Source organism: Protofrankia sp. Cas3 (genome assembly GCF_963555955.1).
Lineage (GTDB): Bacteria > Actinomycetota > Actinomycetes > Frankiales > Frankiaceae > Protofrankia.
Genome location: NZ_CAUVXP010000022.1, coordinates 1 through 17,489, shown reverse-complemented (window position 1 = coordinate 17,489; position 17,489 = coordinate 1). Strand labels below are relative to the sequence as shown.

Sequence of the window (17,489 nt, the reverse complement as noted above, 5' to 3'; positions counted from 1 at the left end):
GACCCCGTTGGCCCACCCGCTGCGGCGCGCACGATACGTCCGGTTCGGGGTTGATGAATCACCACGTTCGCGGGTAAGATCATAGTGTGTCGCTGGCGGTGCGATGGGGTGGCGGCGCGTACCATTCCGATATGTCGGAAGCGGTGTCCGTGCGCGACTCGATCAGCACCGGCAGGAAGACTCGGCTCTACGTAGGACCACCGTCACATAGAGTGGGCACATGGGTCGATCGCATCTCGTCCGTCCGGTGGCAGGTCGTCGTCGAACCTCCCGTGCCTGGTAGTTCCGATCTCTGATGGTCAGCGTCCTGCCGCCGGTGGCGCCTCAGCCCGAACCCATCCGGGTGCTCGTTGTTGACGATCACGAGCTGTTTCTGCAGGGGTTGGAGACCGTTCTCGATCTTGAGGAGGACATCACGGTCGTTGGTCGCGCCGCCGACGGCCGGCAGGCTGTCGTGATCGCAACGGGAACCACTCCGGACATCGTCTTGATGGACGTCCGGATGCCGCACCGCGACGGTATTGATGCGGCGGGCGCCATCAAGCGGGAAGTGCCGACCGCGAAGATTGTGATGTTGACGGTCAGTGATGACGAGTCCGACCTGTTCGAAGCGATAAAGGCCGGTGCGGTCGGTTATCTCCTCAAATCGATACCTCCGCACGAGGTTGCGGGTGCAGTCCGTGCCGTGCACAACGGACTGAGCCTGATCAGCCCCTCGATGGCGTCGAAGCTGATGGTCGAGTTCGCCAGCCTGGCGCGCGGATCGGACGACCGGCCGAGCCGGGTACCCGCTCCGCACCTCACCGCCCGCGAACTGGAGGTCCTCAAGCTGGTCGCGGAGGGTCGAGCGAACCGGGAAATCGCGCGCAAACTGTTCATCAGTGAGAACACAGTGAAGAATCATGTCCGTAATATTCTGGACAAGCTGCAGCTTCATTCGCGTATGGAGGCGGTCATGTACGCCGTGCGCCAGGGCCTCTTCGAGATCGACTGATCCCCCCCGCACCGGCCGGTGGACCGGGCCACGGAGTGGCGCGGGCATTCTTGGGGAACATGTGTCAGGCCATGTTGCGTGGGTCAGCGGACCTTGTCAGGGTGTCGGTTGTCAGCGGCGTCCGGTCGCGGAGGGTCGGTGGCCACCCGCGCCGCGTCGGGTTCCGACGTGTTGAGTCCCATCGTGTCGATCTTCGAGAGGGTCATGCCCAGTCCCGATCTACCCGGTCATAGTCCGACGCCTGCCCCGGAGCGAGCCGACCTGGGCAGGCTGCGATGACAGAGTGGCTCCTTGTCCTGCTCAGTGTCGTCCTGGTGGTGATCTGCGGGGTCTTCGTCGCCGCGGAGTTCGCCATGGTGACGGTTGACCGTTCACGCGTGACGCGCGCTGCCGACGCGGGTGACAGGCGGTCGGCCGGTGTCCAGTCGGCCCTCGCGAATCTTTCGACCCAGCTGTCCGGAGCGCAGCTGGGGATCACCATCACCAATCTGGCGATCGGTTTCCTCGCCGAACCGGCGATCGCGGGCATCCTCGACGGGCCACTGGAATCCCTCGGCGTACCCGGGGGAGCGGTCCGGGGCGTCGGCGGGACGATCGCCCTGGCGCTCGCCACGGCCACAACGATGATCTATGGCGAACTGGTGCCGAAGAATCTGGCGGTTGCCCGTCCGCTGCCCACCGCTCGCGCGGTACAGGGGTTCCAGCGAGGCTTCAGCCGCGTGACCGGCTACCCGATCCGCCTCCTCAACGGAACCGCCAACGGCCTGCTGCGTCGGATGGGCATCGAGCCCCAGGAGGAGCTCGCCTCCGCCCGATCCGCGCAGGAGTTGTTCTCCCTGGTGGGTAGGTCCGCGGAAAAGGGCACACTCGCGCCGGAGACCGCGACGCTGTTCCAGCGTTCGCTGGCGTTCGGGGGCAAGCAGGCGGCGGACGTCCTGACTCCCCGGGTCCGGATGCGTACCGTCCAGGTCGACGACCCGGTCGGCGAGGTCATCGCCATGGCCCGCCGGACCGGGCACTCCCGTTTTCCGGTGGTCGGCCAGGGTCTCGACGACGTCGTCGGTCTCATCCACGTCAAGCACGCCGTTGCGGTCGGGGAGGAGGACCGGGAAACGGTGACCGTCGGCGACGTCATGATTGATCATCTGGTCGTACCGTCCACGATGGAACTCGACCCGCTGCTGGAGACCCTGCGCCGCGGCGGCCTGCAGCTGGCGGTTGTCATCGACGAGTTCGGCGGAACGGACGGTCTGGTCACCATCGAGGATCTGATCGAGGAGCTTGTCGGCGATGTGGTGGACGAGCACGACCGGGTGGGCGCGCACGCGCAGCGGCGTAAGGACGGAACATGGCTGCTGTCCGGTCTGCTCCGCGTTGACGAGGTTGTGCAGACCGTCGGTGTGCGGTTGCCGCTGGACGACGCCTACCAGACCCTCGGGGGTCTGATCGCAGACAGGCTCGGCCGGCTGCCCGTCACCGGCGACATCGTCGATGTCGACGGCGTCAGTCTGACCGTCCATCTGATGGACGGTCGCCGGGTGGACCGTGTCCACCTGGCTCTTCCGCCCGCGCACCGGGGCCAGCCCCCTGCGCACCAGGGTCGGTCGCCGGCGCACCAGGGTCGGCACAGCCCGGGCATGATGGACGCGGTGCGGTGAGCAACCCGGTCGCCGTCTGCCTCGCCGTCGTTCTGTTACTCCTCAACGCGTTCTTCGTGGGTGCCGAGTTCGCGTTGATCTCGGCCCGCCGGAGCGCCGTCGAACCGGTGGCACAGAGCGGATCCACCCGCGCACAGACCACCCTGCGGGCGATGGAGGACGTTTCGCTGATGCTGGCCGGTGCTCAACTGGGTATCACGATCTGCACCCTGGGGCTGGGGTCACTCGGGGAACCCGCGGTTGCCCACCTGTTGGACGGTCCGTTCGCATCGGTCGGGCTGTCCGACGCCCCCCGGCATCTGATCGCGTTCGCCGCATCCATGATCATAGTGGTGTTCCTGCATGTCGTCATCGGCGAGATGGTTCCCAAGAACATCGCCTTGGCCGGGCCGGACCGAAGCGCTCTGCTGCTCGTCCCACCGCTTGTCGGTGTCGTCCGGTGTCTGCGGCCGGCGATCGTCGGTTTGAACATGACCGCCAACCTCAGCCTGCGGCTCCTGCGGGTGGCTCCGCGGGACGAGGTTGCCAGCGCCTTCACCCGCGACGAGGTCGCCGCCTTCGTCGAGGAGTCCCGGCGCGAGGGCCTGCTCGATGCCGACCAGCACGGCCTGCTGTCGGGGGTGCTCTACCTCGACGAGCGCAACGCGCGCAGCGTCCTGCTTCCCGTCGACAGACTGGAGACGGTTCCGGCCGGCGCGACCCCACGTGACGTGGAGGGGCTCGCCGCCCGGACCGGCTTCTCCCGCTTCCCGGTTCAGGACTCCTCCGGTGCGCTCACCGGATACCTGCATCTCAAGGACGTCCTGGAAACCAATCCGGGGAAGCGGTCGGCGCCGATCCCGGCGAAGTGGGTACGCCCGCTCGCCCGGGTCGGTGTGGACGACAGGCTCCAGACGGTGCTCTCGACGATGCAGCGCAGCGGAGCACACCTGGCCCGGGTCACCGACCGGGACGGAACGATTCTCGGGGTTGTGGCGCTGGAGGACGTCCTGGAAGAGCTTGTCGGCGATATTCGCGACGAGGACCGCCCATCGTCCAAAGGGTGATCATCTGTGGGGTCCGAGACGTGGATCGTCTCGCAAGAAGAGTTGTGCACGATGTAATCGTGTACGCTTTTGTTGCGGCTGTGCAGCTGCCGCAACCATCAGCTCTTCATAACGGAGGTATCGACCGTGGCAACCACCCGCACCGCTCGTACGGCCTGGGAAGGCAATCTGACTGACGGCGGTGGTACCGTCACCTTCGCCTCGTCTGAGATCGGCGACTTCCCCGTTTCGTGGCCAGCGCGTGCTGAGGCGCCCAACGGCGTCACCAGCCCGGAGGAGCTGATCGCGGCTGCCCACTCGTCCTGCTTTTCCATGGCGCTCTCGCACGGCCTGACCGGGGCGGGCAATCCACCGCGCCGCCTTGAGACCCAGGCGGACGTGACCTTCCAGCCGGGTACCGGTATCACCGGCATCCACATCACCGTCCGTGGTGACGTGCCCGGTGTTGATGACGCCGGGTTTGTCAAGGCTGCGACGGAGGCCAAGGCGAACTGCCCGGTGAGCCAGGCACTGGCGGGCACGACCATCACCCTCACCGCTGGCCTGTTCTGACGGTCCTTCACTCCGGCTACCGCGGAGCGCGGCTGGCAGCCTCCTGGCGCGTCCATGTGCGCCGGGAGGCCGCATGGTCGACTGACGTGCTGGTGCCCCGGGTGCTGGTGGGATGGGACCATGGGCCATGACCAGCCGGGACGCCGTGACCAGCGGCGACAGTGACGCGGTTGCCCAGACCGGTGACAGACAGCGGGAGTTCTCGCTGCGCCTGGACGACCAGCTCTGCTTCGCGCTGTATGCGGCATCGCGCGCCGTGACGGCTGTCTACCGGCCTGTGCTCGACCGGCTCGGCCTGACCTATCCCCAGTATCTGGTCATGCTTGTGCTCTGGGACCACGAGACGAGCCTGGTCAAGGATCTGTGCGCCGCGCTGGCGCTGGACTACGGCACGCTCTCACCGCTGCTCAAGCGGCTGGAGTCGACCGGTCTCCTGCGGCGCGAGCGGCGCGTTGACGACGAGCGCTCCGTCCAGGTCACCCTGACCGAGACGGGCGCCGCTCTCCGGGAGAGGGCTCGAGCGGTGCCTGCCGTCATCGGCGGCGCCATGAGCCTGTCCGATGACGAGTTCGTTGCTCTGCGTACCGCTCTGCGTAGCCTCACCGCCGCGGTTACCGTCACGGCAGAGGCCCGATAGCGGCATCACGGAGTTCGCGTCACAGCGCACGCATAACAGCAGATTGTTACGTGGGGTGAGTGACGGGACTTGAACCCGCGACACCCGGGACCACAACCCGGTGCTCTACCAGCTGAGCTACACCCACCACGTACCAGAAGCATGCCCCTTCAGTGCGCGTAGTCGACCGCGCACCCGCGGTCGACCTGCACAACTTTCCAGGACCTGGCTCATAGTACCGGTCGATCCCTCCTTCTGGCCACGAGGATTGCAGTGTCCTGGCCGCGATGACGCCGGTGTCTCCAGGGGCCGCCAGTGGCCTTCAGGTCACCTCTTCAGGTCACGTCCGGGTCGGTGTCAACCCGGATCTCCCGTGCCACCGCCCGGGCAGACTCGCTGGTGGGCCCCGGTTGCGGCACAAAGATGGCTTTCCGGTAGTAGCGCAGCTCATCAACGCTTTCGCGGATGTCGGCGAGCGCGCGGTGGCCGCCGCGCTTGGGCGGCGCCGCGTAGTAGGCCCTGGGGTACCAGCGGCGCGCGAGTTCCTTCACCGTGGACACGTCGACCATCCGGTAGTGCAGGTAGCTGTCGAGGGTCGGCATGTACCGAGCGAGGAAGCCGCGATCCGTGGCGATCGAGTTGCCGCACAGGGGCGCCTTGCCCGGGTCCGGAACCTGACGCCGGACGTAGTCCAGTACCTGCTCCTCGGCTTCGGCCAGAGTCAGGGTCGAGGCCCGTACCGCATCGGTCAGACCCGAGGCGGTATGCATCTCCTGGACCACGGCTTCCATCCCGGCCAGCGCGGTCTCCGGTGCGCACACAACCACGTCCACGCCCTCGCCAAGGATATTAAGTTCACTATCGGTAACTAGACATGCGACTTCCAGTAGAAGGTCGGAGGCGGCGTTGAGCCCGGTCATCTCACAGTCGATCCAGACGAGGCGATCCATATCTGGTTGACCATAGGGTCTCCCGATCGGGACGTCACGCGGGGGCCTAGCCGGGGGCGGACCGCTGGGGTGCCGGGTTGGCGAGCTGGAACGTCACGGAGACGGGCGGCACAGACCGCTGGGTCGCTGTCGCCGTGAGGATGTACTGCCCGTTCACGAATCGCGTGGTGTTCCACGGCGCGTCCTGCGGAGTGAACAGGAACGGTGGCCCGGTGGCCGTGTAGGACGTCGAGACGGGCCCGGCCAGGTTGAACAGGATCGTGCCGGGCGAGCCGGAAACCACGAGTTCGATCTGAACGACTCCGCTCACCACGGCACCCTGCACGGGCCCGGTCACGACGCTTCCCGAGATGATGCCGGCGAAGCCCACCAGGGTCGGACCCGCCGCCGAGCCGGCACCGGTTCCGCCGACGGCGGCACGGCTCGGCACGGCCGAGGGCCTACCGGGCGACCTCGGGATGACCGGCCGGGCACTCGCGTCGGAGCCGGTCGGGGTGGGGGCCGTCGCACCGTCTGCCGGCCCGGATCCGGCGGCGATGAGTGTCCCGTCCCCAGCGGGCGGTTCTGGATGATGCTGATACCACAGCACCAGGACGGGCATCAGCGCGAGCGCGGTTGCGAACATCAGGATGCCGAGCCCACCCCGCCTCACCAGTCCCACCGGCCGGTGTGCCCTTTCCATCCGTCTGCCCGATTAGTAACAAGCTGACCATATCGCCAGAAGGTGTCCAGGCGATGGGAGGCTTCCCGGGAAGACCCACGTGAAGGGGCCCTGTGGCGCCGTGCCCGCGCGAGTGCGGGCACGGCGACCACATGGAGTGGCAGTGGCGCTGGTCGCCAGCTCACGGATCGGATCTCGCTGACTGCGCAACGGCCCGGCGGACCCGGGCCGTTGCGCAGTCAGCGACGCCGGGCCGGGCGCCCCGGTGGTCGGGCCGTCAGCCGGCGGCGACCATGGGTGTCACGGGGGCGCCGACGGCTTCGGAGCCGGCCTGCTGCTCGCAGGCGCTCTTGCCGCAGGAAATCCGGTCGACTGCAGCTGCGGTCCACAGCCCAGACGGTAGCGGTCCAGGCGACCGGCGGGGCCGGTTGTCACAAACCCTTAACCTTACCGGCGGCGTGTCGGGCACCGGCGGGTCCCCCCGTCCGAGGGACCGTCCCGTTATCGCCGGGTGGTGGCACCGGCCGGTGACAACGACCGGTGCTAACGACCGGTGCTAACGACCGGTGGTGCCGGTCGCTCCTCGCCGCCATGACGAACCGTGCACGGTGGGTGATTGCTTGACACCTACCGCGACTCTGACAGTCTGCACATGCCGGACGCCCTCGAGGGCCGAAGGGCGCGCGACGATCGTCAGATCGCGCGCCCGCAGGCCGTAGTCCCCGGAGCGCTAACGCGGAGGTCAGGTCATGAGCACGCACGACCACTACGTCATGCCGGCCGGTGGTGCCACCTGGGATGTGCCGATGGCCGGTGCCGCGCGTTTTTCCTGGGAGTACGACGAAGGCCGCGCGCGGCTGTTGGAGCTCTACCAGAAGGGCAAGGACAGACAGTGGGACGCCGCGACCAGGATCGACTGGTCGGCGGAGGTCGACCCCTACCGTCCGCTCGGACTTGCGGACGAGACGATTCCCATCCACGGTCTCCCGGTCTGGGAGAAACTGGGCGAGCGGGACCGCGGCGAGCTGCGTCAGCATCTGGCGGCATGGCAGTTCAGCCAATTCCTGCACGGCGAGCAGGGCGCGATGATCTGTAGTGCCCGGATCGTCGAGTCGGTACCGGACATGGATGCGAAGTTCTACGCCGCGACCCAGACGATCGATGAGGCGCGGCACGCCGAGACCTATGCCCGCTTCCTGACGGAGAAGGTCGGTGTGGTCTATCCGATCAACTCCGAGCTGCGGTCGCTGCTCGACTCGACCCTTACCGACAGCCGATGGGACATCCCGTACCTGGGCATGCAGGTGCTCATCGAGGGGCTCGCCCTCGCCGCGTTCGGGGTGCTGCGCGATGCCACGTCCGCCTCGCTGCCGAAGCAGATTCTCGCGTATGTGATGCAGGACGAGGCTCGGCACGTGGCGTTCGGGCGACTGGTCCTACGTGATTACTATTCGCAGCTCAGTAGTCGGGAACGCGCGGAACGCGAGGAATTCGTCGTCGAAAGCTGCTGGCTGATGCGTGACCGGCTGCGGGGCGCCGAGGTGTGGGAGAATCTCGGCTTCGACGTGGCCGAGTGTCTTGCGGCGGTCGAGACCTCCAGCTACATGCGGGCATTCCGCAAGCTGCTGTTCAGCCGGATCGTGCCGTGCGTCCGGGACATCGGTTTGTGGGGGGAGAAGGTCCGCGAAGCCTATGCGCGGATGGGTGTCCTGGACCTCTGCGACCTCGATCTGGCGGAACTGATGAACAGGGACGAGGACATCGCCGACAGCCTCGACCGGGCGCGGGCCGACGAGCTGGAGCTGATGGCGCGCAGGCTGCAGGTGGAGCAGACGATCGCTTCCGCGCTCTGACCTCCGGGACCGAGGGCTGGTGCGGTGTCGGGTGGGTGGGTCGGGAAGCGATCGGGGCGATCCGGAGTTATCCTTACCTATAGTTGCTCCAGCAACGTTCGACCCGTGAGACGTGCCAGGAGGACCGCGATGCCTGCCGTGACCGCCGCCGACCCGACCAGTCTGCCGCGCCTGAGCGCGCCCCTGCCCGGTGCCGTGGACCGCCCGGTCCGTTCGGTGACGACCGCGCCATCGGGCCACGAGGGTGAAGGCTTCCCCGTGCGCCGCGCCTTTGCCGGTGTCAGCCTGGTAGATCTCGATCCCTTTGTTCATATGGATCAGATGGGTGAGGTCGAGTACGCCCCTGGCGAGCCGAAGGGCACGCCATGGCACCCTCACCGTGGCTTCGAGACCGTCACATACATGATCGATGGGACGTTCCAGCACCAGGATTCCAACGGTGGGGGTGGCGTCATCACCGATGGCGCGACCCAGTGGATGACAGCAGGCGCGGGAATCCTGCACATCGAGACTCCACCCGAACAGCTCGTCGTCAGCGGTGGGCTCTTCCACGGCGTCCAGCTGTGGGTGAACCTGCCGGGACGCGACAAGTTCAGCCCGCCGCGGTACCAGAGCATCGAAGGCGACCGGGTCAGCCTCGTCGCGTCGCCGGACGGCGGGGCGCTGCTGCGGCTCATCGCCGGTGATGTCGCCGGCCATCGCGGTCCCGGCTCGACCCATACCCCGATCGCTGTGGCGCACGCGTCGGTGTCCCCGGGCGCTGCGCTGACGGTCCCGTGGCCCTTCGACTTCAACGCGCTGACCTACATCCTCGCGGGTTCGGGACGGGTCGGCGGTGAGGGTCATCCGGTCCGCGCCGGGCAGCTTGCCGTGTTCGGACCCGGTGACCACCTGACGCTCGCGGCCGACGACCGCCAGTCCGGGGTGAGCCCGATGCTGGAGGTCCTGCTGCTCGGCGGGCGGCCCATCCGCGAGCACGTCGAGATGTACGGGCCGTTCGTGATGAACACCCGCGACGAACTGCGCCAGGCTGTGGAGGATTATCAGGCCGGACGTTTGGGCGTCATCCCCGCGAATGCCCTCATGCCCCATCGCGTCGTCGACCGTTCCGGCTGAGGCGCTCGGCGCCGCCGGACCCTCGAGACCCTCGGGGCCTTCGAGACCCCTCGGGGCCTGCGGACGGGCCGATCAGGGCGTGGCCCAGGACTGGATCGCGCAGTGCCGGGTAAAGGTCGAGCAGCTACCGCAGTGATCCACGCAGACGCCGCTACCAGCCGGGCCACAGGTGGCGCGATCGCGGAGGTCCCCGAAGCCCCGGTCCGATTGGTGGGTCATCGGTGGCGAATAGGGCTCAGAGTGTCAGAATGTGCCCCGCCGGCCTGATCGTGGGGGGATGACCGCTTGACGACTTCAGTTCATGCCGCTCGCCGATTGCGGATGGTCCGCGTGGCACGATGGGCGCTCCTGGTGGCCGCGGTGTTTTTCGCCGTCACGACCGTCGCCGGCCTGCGCGACAGCTCGATCGCGATCAACGAGGTTGATCGATGGCTCGGCAACGGTTTCAGCGCGGCGGCGGGAACCATGTGCCTGGCGCGGGCCATTCTGGTGCGAGGCGAACGGGCCGCGTGGGTCGCGATCGGGATCGGTCTTCTGTTCTACGGTGCTGGAACGGCGTACTTCACAACGCAGGTAGCCGATCGCAATCCGCAACCGTCCCCGTCGCCGGCCGACATCGGCTGGTTGGTATTTTATCTCGCGACATATATTTCTGTGATTCTCCTGCTACGCAAACGGGTGTCCCGCTTTCATCCCAGTGTCTGGTTGGACGCCCTGGTAGGGGGTCTCGGCGTGGCGGCACTTGCCAGCGGTCTGGCAGCCGGGGCCATCGGTAAGGTCCGGGCGACCAGCATGTCGGCGGTCGGCTTGAACCTCGCCTATCCCCTTGCCGACCTGATGCTGCTCGTACTTGTGGTGAGCGTGTTCGGTCTGCTGGGCTGGCGACTGGAACGGGTCTGGTACCTCCTCGGTGGCTCGCTGATCGGTTTTGCGGTGGCCGATACGATCGTTGTCGGTGAGGTTGCCAGCGGTCACTACTCCGCGGGCGGACCGGTCGAGGTGCTGTGGGCGTTGGCACTGGTACTGCCTGCGTACGCCGCCTGGCAACGGCCACCGCGGGAGAAGACGGAGGGTCTCACCGGGTGGGGCGTACTGGCCATCCCGGCGATCTTTGCGATAGCTGCGCTCGCGCTCCTGGTTTTCGGCGCTGCGGTGCAGCGCCTGCCGCCCGCGACGGTCGCGCTCGCCGCTGCCACCGTTCTGGTCGCGCTGGTACGGACCGCGATCACCTTCGCCGAGGTCCGCCAGCTCGCTGAGACCAAGCTGCAGGCCCGGACCGACGAGCTCACCGGCCTGGCCAACCGTCGTGCCTTTTTCGAGCGCCTGGACGGGCTGGACGTCAGCGCCAATCGCGGCGCCCGTCGGTTCGCGCTACTCGTGCTCGATCTCGACCGTTTCAAAGAAATCAACGATTCCCTTGGCCATCCTGTCGGCGATGATCTGCTGAAACTCGTCGGGCGCCGGATCGCGGCGGCATTGCGCCCGGCGGACCTGCTGGCCCGCCTCGGCGGAGACGAGTTCGCCGTCATCCTGGAGGATGCGGACGCGGCGGTCGCCAAGATGGTCGCCGAGCGGGTGCTCACAGCGCTGCGGGACCCCTTCGATGTGGGTGCGGTCACCCTGCACGTGGACGCGAGCATCGGGGCCGCGCTCCACCCGGACGACGCGGTCACCGCGAGCGTCCTGTTGCAGCGGGCGGATGTCGCGATGTATGCGGCCAAGTCCGCCCGTTCCGGGGTCGAGTACTACCGGCCTGGCGCGGACGTGCACACCCCAGACCGGCTCGACGTCATTGAGGCGCTGCGAGGCGGGCTCGGCGATGATCAATTGCGGGTCCATTACCAGATGAAGGTCGACCTGCGTACGGGTAGCTGCCACGGGGTGGAGGCGCTCGTACGATGGGAACATCCCACCAAGGGCCTCCTCCAGCCCGATGTCTTCCTGCCCTTGGCCGAGCACACCGGGCTGATGCGTCCGCTGACGCTGGAGGTCCTCGGGCTTGCGCTGGGGCAGTGCCGCCGGTGGTGGGACGTCGGCCTGGACATCGGTGTAGCGGTCAACCTCTCCGCGTCCAATCTGCTCGACACGGGATTCCCGGCCGAAGTCGCGGATCTCCTTGAGCTGCACGGGCTGCCCGCGCGGGCGCTCGAGTTCGAAATCACCGAAACAGCGCTGATGCTCGACCGGATCCGCACCGCGGCCGTCCTCACAACCCTGCGCGAGATGGGAATCCACATCGCCGTGGATGACTATGGGACGGGATACTCGTCCCTGTCCTACCTGCGGGAGCTCCCGGTGGATGCGCTCAAAATGGACAAATCGTTTGTCGTGCACCTGGAATCCGATCCGGTGGCAGCGGCGATCGTGCAGTCCACGGTCGGGCTTGCCCACTCCCTCGGCCTGCGTATCGTCGTGGAGGGAGTCGAGACCGAGACTGCGATGCGGCGCCTGACCGAGTTTGGCTGTGATCTGGCCCAGGGCTTCTACCTGGGCTGTCCGCAGCCCGCCGACGAGCTGACGCCGTTGCTGTGGCATCGGCACAACCACCGGTCGCCAGCCGGATCCACCGCGTTATCCGCAGGATCGTCGCAGTCGCAGTCGCAGTCGCAGTCGCAGTCGCAGTCGGTGGGTCGGGCGGGCACGGCTGCCCGCGTGGCGCAGCCGGCCGAACCTGTCCGCACGGGTCGCACGTGGACCTGACCGGTCGGCCTGAGCCGCCGGGACCGTCGCCGTGGGACGGGCTGCCAGAGAAGGATCATGCCGAGCCGGCTGAGCCGGTCGAATTACCCGTCGCGGTCGGGGGTGTGCTCACCCCGGCCACGCTCGTCGGGGCATACCGGCGGGGGCTCTTCCCCTTCCCGGTTCCGGTCGACGATCCGATCGAGGTCGCGGACACGCACCGCCGATTGGCCACCGCTGTTGCCGACGGGCGAGTCTTCAACCTGTCCGGGGACGGCCCGCCGGATCTCGACTTTCCCTGGTGGTGTCCGGACCCACGGGGGGTGTTGCCCGTCGGCGCGGTGCACGTGTCCGACTCGTTGTTCCGACGGATGCGCGCGTGTGCGTGGACCACCACCCTGGATGAGGCGTTTGCCGAGGTCGTCCGCGGCTGCAGCCGCGGCGGCCGACCCACCTGGATCACGCCTGAGCTCGCGGACGCCTACCGTGATCTGCATCGGCTCGGCTGGGCGCACAGCGTCGAGGTGTGGCAGGGCGAGGACCTCATCGGAGGCATGTTCGGTGTGCTCGTCGGTGCCGCCTTCATGGCCGAGTCCATGTTCCATGTGCAGACCGATGCGTCCAAGGTTGCGTTGGTCGACTTTGACGTGCGGTTCGTGCAGGCTGGCGGTCGGCTCATCGACGCGCAGTTCGTCAGTGCGCACGCTGGTTCCATGGGCGCCGTCGAGATCCCGCGCGAGCGGTTTCTGGCGGTTCTACGCGACGTGCGGGACACCGACGTGTGGCTCGTCCGTGACCGGATGCCCGTGACGCGCCTGGTCGAACGCGCGCGAGCGGCCCGGCGGGCTCGGCGTGCCATGGCGGTTCCGCCTCCGGCCGCGCGCGGAGAGCAATGATCGCGCGGCCTTCGGTTGGGCGTGCCCAGGTGGATCGATCTACCCGATCGGGGACTGCGCAGCGGGTGCGCAGCGGGACGCCGGCACGCTGGGCGCGACTTGCGGGCCCGGGAACATTGCGGCGATCTCGGCGAGCACCGTCAGTAGATGCGCGATTTCTTCGTCGGTGTTGGCTGCGGTGACCTGGATACGGACCCCGACGTCGGCCCGGGGCACTACCGGATAGGGCGCCATGGTGACGTAGATCCCACGGTTGAACAGGTGGATTCCAATGGCATCCGTATCTTCGGGGGTACCGATCGGTACTTCGATGATCGGCGTCCCGGACCGGTTCAACGTCCGTAACCCGAGCTGCGCCAGCCCGTCGAGAACACGGGCGGTTTTGCGATGAAGATCGGCTCGGATGCTGTCGCCCCGCGCGGCGTTGAGCCGGAAGCCGGCCTGCACGGTGGCGAGGGAGGCAACTGGCGACGGCCCGGAGAAGGTGTACGGCGCGGCGGTCACCTTGAGGTGGTTCTTCACCGTGGTCGGGCAGGCGATGAACGCCAGCAGTGACGAGTAGGCCTTGGAGAAGCCGCCCACCAGGATGAGTCCGTCGTAGGTCTCCCCGACATGACGGACAATGGCGTTGCCGTGCAGGCCGTACGGGCTGAGTTCGTCCGCACTGCGCTCACCGAGGACACCGAAACCGTGGGCGTCGTCAACGTAGAGGATCGCGTCGTTTGCGCGGGTGACCGTCAGCAATTCGGCCAGGGGGGGCGCATTGCCGGTCATGCTGTTAACGCCGTCGATACACACCAGTCTCGGGTAGTGGGGGCACGTCCGCAGCAGATCCTCCAGCTGGCCGGGGTTCTCGGCGTCGAACTGCTGCAAGGTCGCGCCTCGTGCCTGTGCCATCGCAGCGCCGTCGTAGACCGTGCGGTGCGCACGTCGGTCGAGGAAGACCGAACCCTCCCCGGCGAGAACAGGAATGGCCGAGATGTGGATGTGTGTGATCGTGGGAATCGTGAGGCTGTCCTCGGTGCCGAGGAGCGCGGCAAGTTCTTCTTCAATCTCGGCGAACGGTCGTGGATAGGCGATCATTCGCGACCAGCTCGGATGGGTACCCCATTTGGCCAGGTATTCCGGTACCGCTGCAATGATCTCCGGATTCACATCGAACCCGAGGTAGTTGCAGGACGCGAAGTCCGCAAGCCAGTGGTCGCCGATGCGAATCCGGCGTCCGTCGATCTCGTCGACGACGGAGTCCACCATTGGATGGGTGTTTCGTAGCCCGGCGAGCTCCGCCAGGGGGCCCAGCGGACGACCCAGTATCCGATCGTAGGGTCCCGGCGGGTCTGGCGAAGCCTGGCGTGTGGACAACCGCCCCGGAGTCTTGGACAACGCCCCTCCTCGAAAGATGAGGGTTCCACGCTACGGCGCAACTTTCGCACATGGTGTTGTTTTTGAGTATTTACCAGCGGACTCGCGGGTCATCCGACTCGGTGGTTACTTCAGGCAAATGTAATTTTACTGATAGTTAGAACTAAATATGATAATTATGCATAAATAGTGCATAGTATTCTGATCATGTCAGAAATATCATGGACCATACCCAACCGGAGTACGGCTCGCCTGCCACAGGTCGCGGCGTACGCCGGTTGGGTCTTCCCGTGATGGGGTCGCCGCAGCACGTCGCGGTTCGGCTGCCGGCGATCTCGGTCGGGGTCCCTTGGGGCCTCCCGGTGACAGGAACCCCGGCGCGAGAAGATCATAATCATGAGGCCTGCAGTACGCGGAGGGTTATGCCGCCATCCGTCCGATCGCCTCAGCCGGGCAGAACTCAAGGGCCTGCAGGAGCATTTCCTCTTCCTCCTCATTCGACGGCTGCCGGCATATATAATGAACCTCGCGATCCTCGTCGCGCTTGAAGAAATCCGGGGCGACTCCCCGGCAGTTTTCACAGTCAGTGCATTCCGAGTCGACGAAGAAGGGTCCCTCGACGTTCATGGGAAGTCGACGCTTTTCGCTTGCCACATCACACCTCGCATTCGTTGGGAGCATTGGCGGTGGCTGCCCAGCCGATTCTATCGGCAAGCCGGCCGGCTGTTAGGGCGGTCGCGCGCTCTGGGCGTCGAGAAGCGGTGGTTCGGGTACCCGGGTCGGGAAGTCCATGGGTCGCAATGCCCGCCGCTGTCCGGGCCGGACGGACCAACGGTGATATTTCCGCTGGACGCCGCGGCAAGCGCGGACCCGATGGGGACAGCCGGGATGCGCCAGATTTTCAGTCGAGGCCTGAATGTGCAGGTACCGGCCTCGGCTCCGGTCGACGTGGCGTTCTCGCGGAGCAGCCGACGTGACATCGGCCACCGCCCCGGACGGCCTGGTGATTTTCCGCCGACCGGTTTCAGCGGCGGGGCGTGTCGTTTCCCGGGCGGGGCTCCACGGAGCAGCACCGGCCCCGCCATCGAACATTTACCGCTGTGAAACGCGCGGTCGAAGGCCGTGGGCGCGCAGGCGCCTGTGCACGCCACGATGCCGGGGCCAATGCCCGGCCTGGCGACGGCCGGACATCTCGCCGAGACAGGACCTCTGCCGGGCGCTGCACGGGCATCTGAGCCGGTTGCCGACCCGGCCGCGTGCGCTCCATCAGGCCAGGAGTCCGTCGTCCGTCGCGCGACGGACGACGGACGACGGACGACGCCACGCGAATCCGCACACAGCTGTTCGTTGTCCAGGTCGTAGGCGGGTTCGTGCGCATACGAGGTGCTGTGGGCGACCCCCTACACCGGCGGCTGGGTGTTCCATCCCGACTCGGCCGGCGGCTCCGAGCCCGGCCCGTGGTCCGGCGCCCACACCGTCCGCAGCGGCTTGCCGTGCGGGCAGGTCCCCGCATCGGGGATCGACTCCACGGCACCGGTGGCGTGCAGCCGGGCGCCACGCTGCCGTCGGCATTCTTTGCAGGCCACCAGCGCCAACATCGGCACGACCGGATCCGCGCCGGGCCGTTCGACGCCGGCCGGGGGCTCTGGGGCTGGCTCGCTCACTGCTTCGCCACCTGACTTGATCCGTTGCACGTCGGGCAGGTCTTGGTCTGGGTGCCAGAGAACTGGCCGTCTTCGTCGCGTTCCGTCTGCTCGAACACAACCTTCCCATCGCCGTTGCAGGTCGGGCAGGTCGCGAACTCGACCTCGCGGACGTTGCGGCCTGTGGTGCCGCCCTTGCCGCCGCGCTTCACGCCGTCTCGACCGGTGCTTGCGCCGCCATCGGTGCTACCCCGCTTGTTCCACGCCATTGCATGCGCCTTCCGTGTCTGCTCCGTTACGGATTTAAGGGTAAGCCGGTGAGTGTCCGGACGAGGTGGAGCCTGGACGATACGGTGCGTGGCGGCCCCGCATCCACTGTCCGAGCGGCAGGCAAAGCACCGCCCGCAGAGATCGACAGCGTTTGCGCAGGTCAGGACGACGGCGGTGTCGCGCCGCGGATGCAGGCGAACGCCGACCATGCCACGACTGGCTTCTGTGCGGAGGCGTCGAAGGCGAGCAGCGGACCGACCCGGAAGCAGTAGCCCTGGGCGGCGCCGAGATCGGCAATCGTGGTGAACGTCGCTCCGTCTGGCAGTGACTGAACATTGCCCAGAACAGGAGAAGCGGCGGGCTGCATTATCAGCTTGGTGCGGCGCGAACCATTCCGCCAGGTCAGAATGACGGTGTCGCCGTGGTCCTCGGCGTGTACCTCGGTTGGTCGGGCTGCCTCGATCTCAGCAGGGTCGATCGTCGGCGAAGTGCCCTGCGTAGATGTGTCCGGTGCGGAGATGGGGGTGCGCCTATCACCGGAGGCCCCCGAGGCTGCGACCGCGACCGCCGCGACCGCCGCGATCATCAGCGTGACGACAGCGGCCGCAGGTAGAGCCCACCGCCATCTCGCCTGATTTCTTCTACTTTGCGGCTCATCGGCGGGACCACCCTGGCCGCTCCGGGGCCGGTAACGCGTGGGCTCGTCCCCCCGTCTTGGATTCGGCCGTCCAGCGGGTCCGGGCCCCGGCGCGACGTCGTCCGTGGAGTCGTGACAGTCGAGGAGGTCAAGGCCGTCCAAGGAGGCAGGGCCGCTGGGGGTCCGGTCACGGCGGTCATGTCTCCTTCGCCGCGGGGTGCCCGGCAGTTCGTCGGGCGTGGGGGAGTCGCCGAGGCGCCGGTGTAGCCGGCGGAGGTCTTCGGCGAAGGCCGCGGCGGTGGAGGGGCGCCGCGCCGGGTCTCGTGCGAGTGCTGTTCGTAGCAGACGTTCCAGCGGTTCGGGGACACGGTCGCGCGGTAGCGCGGGGACGTCGCGGGCCAGGGTCCGGTCGGCGAAGCGGGCCGGATCCTCGGTGGGCGCGCACTGGAACGGCGGTGTGCCGGTGAGCATGGTGAACAGGGTGACGCCCAGCGCGTAGATGTCAGCCGCGACCGACGGTCGTCCCTCCCGCAGGATCTCCGGGGCGGCGTAGGAG

General features: G+C 67.3%; 17 protein-coding genes and 1 tRNA gene. 9 read left to right on the top strand and 9 right to left on the bottom strand.

Going from position 1 to position 17,489, the window contains the following annotated elements; all coding sequences use genetic code 11:
• The first annotated feature begins 292 nt into the window (after positions 1-292).
• The gene (locus tag U9983_RS06625; RefSeq protein WP_416211296.1) at positions 293-994 is read left to right on the top strand and encodes a response regulator; all 702 of its coding nucleotides are present in this window, start codon (positions 293-295) and stop codon (positions 992-994) included.
• An 83-nt stretch (positions 995-1,077) separates the two neighbouring features.
• Here the strand turns inward: U9983_RS06625 and U9983_RS06620 are convergent, their stop codons facing one another.
• A complete protein-coding gene (locus tag U9983_RS06620; protein WP_322753173.1) occupies positions 1,078-1,200 on the bottom strand; it encodes a hypothetical protein in 123 nt (40 codons plus the stop codon).
• Positions 1,201-1,269: 69 nt separating this feature from the next.
• On the opposite strand from U9983_RS06620, the gene U9983_RS06615 reads away from it, so the two are divergent.
• The 4 genes from U9983_RS06615 to U9983_RS06600 all read left to right on the top strand — a co-directional run bounded on the left by U9983_RS06615 (position 1,270) and on the right by U9983_RS06600 (position 4,887).
• Positions 1,270-2,652: a hemolysin family protein gene (locus tag U9983_RS06615; protein WP_322753172.1), complete on the top strand. Its 1,383-nt coding sequence runs from the start codon at positions 1,270-1,272 to the stop codon at positions 2,650-2,652.
• Positions 2,649-3,698 (top strand): hemolysin family protein, encoded by a 1,050-nt coding sequence (locus U9983_RS06610; protein WP_322753171.1) that lies wholly within the window; start codon positions 2,649-2,651, stop codon positions 3,696-3,698. The genes U9983_RS06615 and U9983_RS06610 overlap by 4 nt, the downstream gene beginning before the upstream one ends.
• A 126-nt stretch (positions 3,699-3,824) precedes the next feature.
• Positions 3,825-4,250 carry an OsmC family protein gene (locus tag U9983_RS06605; protein ID WP_322749418.1) on the top strand — a complete coding sequence of 142 codons (426 nt, stop codon included), beginning with the start codon at positions 3,825-3,827 and terminating at the stop codon, positions 4,248-4,250.
• Between the two features lie 127 nt (positions 4,251-4,377).
• Positions 4,378-4,887, top strand: coding sequence for a MarR family winged helix-turn-helix transcriptional regulator (locus U9983_RS06600; protein WP_322753170.1), 510 nt, complete (start codon positions 4,378-4,380; stop codon positions 4,885-4,887).
• Between the two features lie 51 nt (positions 4,888-4,938).
• On the opposite strand, the gene U9983_RS06595 is transcribed toward U9983_RS06600, so the two are convergent.
• The 3 genes from U9983_RS06595 to U9983_RS06585 all read right to left on the bottom strand — a co-directional run bounded on the left by U9983_RS06595 (position 4,939) and on the right by U9983_RS06585 (position 6,468).
• Positions 4,939-5,014 (bottom strand) — tRNA-His (locus tag U9983_RS06595).
• Positions 5,015-5,201: 187 nt separating this feature from the next.
• Positions 5,202-5,816, bottom strand: coding sequence for an oligoribonuclease (gene orn, locus U9983_RS06590; RefSeq protein ID WP_322753169.1), 615 nt, complete (start codon positions 5,814-5,816; stop codon positions 5,202-5,204).
• A 46-nt stretch (positions 5,817-5,862) separates the two neighbouring features.
• Positions 5,863-6,468, bottom strand: coding sequence for a hypothetical protein (locus tag U9983_RS06585; RefSeq protein WP_322753168.1), 606 nt, complete (start codon positions 6,466-6,468; stop codon positions 5,863-5,865).
• Positions 6,469-7,226: 758 nt separating this feature from the next.
• Between U9983_RS06585 and U9983_RS06580 the strand changes: the two genes are divergently transcribed.
• From U9983_RS06580 to aat, 4 genes are all read left to right on the top strand, one after another.
• Complete coding sequence (locus U9983_RS06580; protein WP_322753167.1) at positions 7,227-8,330, top strand: ferritin-like domain-containing protein; 1,104 nt, start codon at positions 7,227-7,229, stop codon at positions 8,328-8,330.
• 129 nt (positions 8,331-8,459) lie between these two features.
• Positions 8,460-9,446: a pirin family protein gene (locus U9983_RS06575; RefSeq protein WP_322749423.1), complete on the top strand. Its 987-nt coding sequence runs from the start codon at positions 8,460-8,462 to the stop codon at positions 9,444-9,446.
• 321 nt (positions 9,447-9,767) lie between these two features.
• The gene (locus U9983_RS06570) at positions 9,768-12,146 is read left to right on the top strand and encodes a putative bifunctional diguanylate cyclase/phosphodiesterase (RefSeq protein WP_322753199.1); all 2,379 of its coding nucleotides are present in this window, start codon (positions 9,768-9,770) and stop codon (positions 12,144-12,146) included.
• Positions 12,137-13,021 carry a leucyl/phenylalanyl-tRNA--protein transferase gene (aat, locus tag U9983_RS06565; RefSeq protein ID WP_322753166.1) on the top strand — a complete coding sequence of 295 codons (885 nt, stop codon included), beginning with the start codon at positions 12,137-12,139 and terminating at the stop codon, positions 13,019-13,021. Before U9983_RS06570 ends, aat begins: the two co-directional genes overlap by 10 nt.
• Before the next feature lie 39 nt (positions 13,022-13,060).
• Here aat and U9983_RS06560 read toward each other — a convergent pair whose 3' ends face one another.
• From U9983_RS06560 to U9983_RS06540, 5 genes are all read right to left on the bottom strand, one after another.
• A complete protein-coding gene (locus U9983_RS06560) occupies positions 13,061-14,404 on the bottom strand; it encodes a pyridoxal phosphate-dependent aminotransferase family protein (RefSeq protein ID WP_322753165.1) in 1,344 nt (447 codons plus the stop codon).
• 399 nt (positions 14,405-14,803) lie between these two features.
• On the bottom strand, positions 14,804-15,037 hold the full coding sequence (locus U9983_RS06555; RefSeq protein WP_322753164.1) for a ferredoxin: 234 nt from the start codon (positions 15,035-15,037) through the stop codon (positions 14,804-14,806).
• Between the two features lie 746 nt (positions 15,038-15,783).
• On the bottom strand, positions 15,784-16,047 hold the full coding sequence (locus U9983_RS06550; RefSeq protein WP_322753163.1) for a hypothetical protein: 264 nt from the start codon (positions 16,045-16,047) through the stop codon (positions 15,784-15,786).
• The gene (locus U9983_RS06545) at positions 16,044-16,295 is read right to left on the bottom strand and encodes a hypothetical protein (RefSeq protein ID WP_322753162.1); all 252 of its coding nucleotides are present in this window, start codon (positions 16,293-16,295) and stop codon (positions 16,044-16,046) included. Before U9983_RS06545 ends, U9983_RS06550 begins: the two co-directional genes overlap by 4 nt.
• Positions 16,296-16,456: 161 nt before the next feature.
• Positions 16,457-17,489 (bottom strand): protein kinase domain-containing protein (locus tag U9983_RS06540; RefSeq protein WP_322753161.1); only part of this gene is annotated, 1,033 nt, incomplete at its 5' end.